We start from the raw sequence: 5,562 nt of genomic DNA, 5'->3' as shown, positions 1-5,562 counted from the left end.
CAAAGACAAACCCCCGATCCTCTTACGAAGATCGGGGGTTTGGTGTAGAAGCTTGACGATGACCTACTCTCACATGGGGAAGCCCCACACTACCATCGGCGATGCGTCGTTTCACTACTGAGTTCGGGATGGGATCAGGTGGTTCCAACGCTCTATGGTCGTCAAGCAATTCGGTTGGGGAGTCGGTGTTGAGTCGCTTCCCCTAATTGGGTATGTGATGGTGTTGCGGTATTGGTTTGCTTTGCGAGCGATGCGTCTTTTCGGTTTGTTTGTCGACTTCAACCGTCTGACACGCAAACATCAAATTGTTTGGGTGTTATATGGTCAAGCCTCACGGGCAATTAGTATTGGTTAGCTCAACGCCTCACAGCGCTTACACACCCAACCTATCAACGTCGTAGTCTTCGACGGCCCTTCAGGGAGCTCAAGGCTCCAGTGAGATCTCATCTTGAGGCAAGTTTCCCGCTTAGATGCTTTCAGCGGTTATCTCTTCCGAACATAGCTACCCGGCAGTGCCACTGGCGTGACAACCGGAACACCAGAGGTTCGTCCACTCCGGTCCTCTCGTACTAGGAGCAGCCCCTCTCAAATCTCAAACGTCCACGGCAGATAGGGACCGAACTGTCTCACGACGTTCTAAACCCAGCTCGCGTACCACTTTAAATGGCGAACAGCCATACCCTTGGGACCGGCTTCAGCCCCAGGATGTGATGAGCCGACATCGAGGTGCCAAACACCGCCGTCGATATGAACTCTTGGGCGGTATCAGCCTGTTATCCCCGGAGTACCTTTTATCCGTTGAGCGATGGCCCTTCCATACAGAACCACCGGATCACTAAGACCTACTTTCGTACCTGCTCGACGTGTCTGTCTCGCAGTCAAGCGCGCTTTTGCCTTTATACTCTACGACCGATTTCCGACCGGTCTGAGCGCACCTTCGTACTCCTCCGTTACTCTTTAGGAGGAGACCGCCCCAGTCAAACTACCCACCATACACTGTCCTCGATCCGGATAACGGACCAGAGTTAGAACCTCAAAGTTGCCAGGGTGGTATTTCAAGGATGGCTCCACGCGAACTGGCGTCCACGCTTCAAAGCCTCCCACCTATCCTACACAAGCAAATTCAAAGTCCAGTGCAAAGCTATAGTAAAGGTTCACGGGGTCTTTCCGTCTAGCCGCGGATACACTGCATCTTCACAGCGATTTCAATTTCACTGAGTCTCGGGTGGAGACAGCGCCGCCATCGTTACGCCATTCGTGCAGGTCGGAACTTACCCGACAAGGAATTTCGCTACCTTAGGACCGTTATAGTTACGGCCGCCGTTTACCGGGGCTTCGATCAAGAGCTTCGCTTGCGCTAACCCCATCAATTAACCTTCCGGCACCGGGCAGGCGTCACACCCTATACGTCCACTTTCGTGTTTGCAGAGTGCTGTGTTTTTAATAAACAGTCGCAGCGGCCTGGTATCTTCGACCGGCATGAGCTTACGCAGTAAATGCTTCACCCTCACCGGCGCACCTTCTCCCGAAGTTACGGTGCCATTTTGCCTAGTTCCTTCACCCGAGTTCTCTCAAGCGCCTTGGTATTCTCTACCCAACCACCTGTGTCGGTTTGGGGTACGGTTCCTAGTTACCTGAAGCTTAGAGGCTTTTCCTGGAAGCATGGCATCAACCACTTCTCCTTCTAAAAGAAGGATCGTCATCAGTTCTCGGCATTAAGATCCCGGATTTACCTAAGATCTCTGCCTACCACCTTAAACTTGGACAACCAACGCCAAGCTGGCCTAGCCTTCTCCGTCCCCCCATCGCAGTAACTAGAAGTACGGGAATATTAACCCGTTTCCCATCGACTACGCTCTTCAGCCTCGCCTTAGGGACCGACTCACCCTGCGTCGATTAACGTTGCGCAGGAACCCTTGGTCTTTCGGCGTGGGAGTTTTTCACTCCCATTGTCGTTACTCATGTCAGCATTCGCACTTCTGATACCTCCAGCAAGCTTCTCAACTCACCTTCACAGGCTTACAGAACGCTCCTCTACCGCTCAACTTACGTTGAACCCGTAGCTTCGGTACCTGGTTTGAGCCCCGTTACATCTTCCGCGCAGGCCGACTCGACTAGTGAGCTATTACGCTTTCTTTAAAGGGTGGCTGCTTCTAAGCCAACCTCCTAGCTGTCTGAGCCTTCCCACATCGTTTCCCACTTAACCAGGATTTTGGGACCTTAGCTGACGGTCTGGGTTGTTTCCCTTTTCACGACGGACGTTAGCACCCGCCGTGTGTCTCCCGTGCTGACACTTGCTGGTATTCGGAGTTTGCATCGGTTTGGTAAGTCGGGATGACCCCCTAGCCGAAACAGTGCTCTACCCCCAGCAGTGATACACGAGGCGCTACCTAAATAGCTTTCGAGGAGAACCAGCTATCTCCGAGCTTGATTAGCCTTTCACTCCGATCCACAGGTCATCCGCTAACTTTTCAACGGTAGTCGGTTCGGTCCTCCAGTTAGTGTTACCCAACCTTCAACCTGCCCATGGATAGATCGCCCGGTTTCGGGTCTATTCCCAGCGACTAGACGCCCTATTAAGACTCGCTTTCGCTACGCCTCCCCTATTCGGTTAAGCTCGCCACTGAAAATAAGTCGCTGACCCATTATACAAAAGGTACGCAGTCACCTAACAAAGTAGGCTCCCACTGCTTGTACGCATACGGTTTCAGGATCTATTTCACTCCCCTCTCCGGGGTTCTTTTCGCCTTTCCCTCACGGTACTAGTTCACTATCGGTCAGTCAGTAGTATTTAGCCTTGGAGGATGGTCCCCCCATATTCAGACAAAGTTTCTCGTGCTCCGTCCTACTCGATTTCACTTCTAAGATCCTTTCGCGTACAGGGCTATCACCCACTATGGCCGCACTTTCCAGAGCGTTCCGCTAAAATCAAAGAAGCTTAAGGGCTAGTCCCCGTTCGCTCGCCACTACTAAGGGAATCTCGGTTGATTTCTTTTCCTCAGGGTACTTAGATGTTTCAGTTCCCCTGGTTCGCCTCACACACCTATGTATTCAGTGTGTGATAACCATCTTATGATGGCTGGGTTCCCCCATTCAGACATCTCCGGATCAAAGTCTGTTTGCCGACTCCCCGAAGCTTTTCGCAGGCTACCACGTCTTTCATCGCCTCTGACTGCCAAGGCATCCACCGTATGCGCTTCTTCACTTGACCATATAACCCCAAGCAATCTGGTTACTGTCTATAACGTGAAGACGACATTCGCCGAAAATCCGCATATTTGCTCTCTCGAGCAACTCGCAAATTTTACCTTGACTTGAATAATTACCAGTGAAAGTAACTACCCAAATCTACTTCTATCACATACCCAAATTTTTAAAGAACAGTTACTGGCGCAAAGACCAGAAATCAATACACTCGCTAGAGTCTATTCATTTCTGTGCTTTCAGCGATTTGTCGAGAATAATGGTGGAGCCAAGCGGGATCGAACCGCTGACCTCCTGCGTGCAAAGCAGGCGCTCTCCCAGCTGAGCTATGGCCCCATCTACAGATCGGCCACATCCCATGACAATTGGTGGGTCTGGGCAGATTCGAACTGCCGACCTCACCCTTATCAGGGGTGCGCTCTAACCAACTGAGCTACAGACCCAATCGTCTCTCTCGGGTCGAAACCCAATCGCTTTTCGCTAGTGAATCAAGCAATTCGTGTGGGAACTTATGAAGAAGCTGAAGTCTTCGATTAAGGAGGTGATCCAGCCGCAGGTTCCCCTACGGCTACCTTGTTACGACTTCACCCCAGTCATGAATCACTCCGTGGTAACCGTCCTCCCGAAGGTTAGACTAGCTACTTCTGGAGCAACCCACTCCCATGGTGTGACGGGCGGTGTGTACAAGGCCCGGGAACGTATTCACCGTGACATTCTGATTCACGATTACTAGCGATTCCGACTTCACGCAGTCGAGTTGCAGACTGCGATCCGGACTACGATCGGTTTTATGGGATTAGCTCCACCTCGCGGCTTGGCAACCCTTTGTACCGACCATTGTAGCACGTGTGTAGCCCAGGCCGTAAGGGCCATGATGACTTGACGTCATCCCCACCTTCCTCCGGTTTGTCACCGGCAGTCTCCTTAGAGTGCCCACCATTACGTGCTGGTAACTAAGGACAAGGGTTGCGCTCGTTACGGGACTTAACCCAACATCTCACGACACGAGCTGACGACAGCCATGCAGCACCTGTGTCAGAGTTCCCGAAGGCACCAATCCATCTCTGGAAAGTTCTCTGCATGTCAAGGCCTGGTAAGGTTCTTCGCGTTGCTTCGAATTAAACCACATGCTCCACCGCTTGTGCGGGCCCCCGTCAATTCATTTGAGTTTTAACCTTGCGGCCGTACTCCCCAGGCGGTCGACTTAATGCGTTAGCTGCGCCACTAAGATCTCAAGGATCCCAACGGCTAGTCGACATCGTTTACGGCGTGGACTACCAGGGTATCTAATCCTGTTTGCTCCCCACGCTTTCGCACCTCAGTGTCAGTATTAGCCCAGGTGGTCGCCTTCGCCACTGGTGTTCCTTCCTATATCTACGCATTTCACCGCTACACAGGAAATTCCACCACCCTCTGCCATACTCTAGCTTGCCAGTTTTGGATGCAGTTCCCAGGTTGAGCCCGGGGCTTTCACATTCAACTTAACAAACCACCTACGCGCGCTTTACGCCCAGTAATTCCGATTAACGCTTGCACCCTTCGTATTACCGCGGCTGCTGGCACGAAGTTAGCCGGTGCTTATTCTGTCGGTAACGTCAAAACACTAACGTATTAGATTAATGCCCTTCCTCCCAACTTAAAGTGCTTTACAATCCGAAGACCTTCTTCACACACGCGGCATGGCTGGATCAGGCTTTCGCCCATTGTCCAATATTCCCCACTGCTGCCTCCCGTAGGAGTCTGGACCGTGTCTCAGTTCCAGTGTGACTGATCATCCTCTCAGACCAGTTACGGATCGTCGCCTTGGTGAGCCATTACCTCACCAACTAGCTAATCCGACCTAGGCTCATCTGATAGCGCAAGGCCCGAAGGTCCCCTGCTTTCTCCCGTAGGACGTATGCGGTATTAGCGTTCCTTTCGAAACGTTGTCCCCCACTACCAGGCAGATTCCTAGGCATTACTCACCCGTCCGCCGCTGAATCATGGAGCAAGCTCCACTCATCCGCTCGACTTGCATGTGTTAGGCCTGCCGCCAGCGTTCAATCTGAGCCATGATCAAACTCTTCAGTTCAATACTGCTTGGGTTTTGAGAAAACCCTAAACTTGGCTCAGCAATCGCAAATCTCTTCTCCTAAAAGAAGAGCACTCAATGATTTCTCGTTGAGTATTTGTGATGCTGATAATCTTGCTGACTACCAGTCTTACCTCACAAGCACCCACACGAATTGCTTGATTCAGTTGTTAAAGAGCGTTTCGATCAAGTCTTTCGTCTCAACCGAGGCCGCGCATTCTACAGCAGCCTTGTTTCTCGTCAAGCTGTTTTTGAAGAAGTTTTTCTTTCTTCTCAACCGCTTGCGC

General features: G+C 51.6%; 2 tRNA genes and 3 rRNA genes. All 5 read right to left on the bottom strand.

The window, feature by feature from the left end:
* Positions 1–50 precede the first annotated feature (50 nt).
* The 5 genes from rrf to ACSSNI_RS22575 all read right to left on the bottom strand — a co-directional run bounded on the left by rrf (position 51) and on the right by ACSSNI_RS22575 (position 5,275).
* A 5S ribosomal RNA gene (gene rrf / locus ACSSNI_RS22595) occupies positions 51–166 on the bottom strand.
* A gap of 154 nt (positions 167–320) precedes the next feature.
* Positions 321–3,211, bottom strand: a 23S ribosomal RNA gene (locus tag ACSSNI_RS22590).
* A gap of 253 nt (positions 3,212–3,464) precedes the next feature.
* Positions 3,465–3,540, bottom strand: a tRNA-Ala gene (locus ACSSNI_RS22585).
* A 30-nt stretch (positions 3,541–3,570) separates the two neighbouring features.
* Positions 3,571–3,647 (bottom strand) — tRNA-Ile (locus ACSSNI_RS22580).
* A 91-nt stretch (positions 3,648–3,738) separates the two neighbouring features.
* Positions 3,739–5,275: ribosomal RNA gene (locus tag ACSSNI_RS22575) — 16S ribosomal RNA — on the bottom strand.
* The 16S, 23S and 5S rRNA genes sit together here with 2 tRNA genes alongside, the layout of an rRNA operon.
* Positions 5,276–5,562 lie beyond the last annotated feature (287 nt).

The organism is Stutzerimonas tianxiuensis, assembly GCF_053470365.1.
This window is presented reverse-complemented; position numbering and strand designations above follow the sequence as displayed.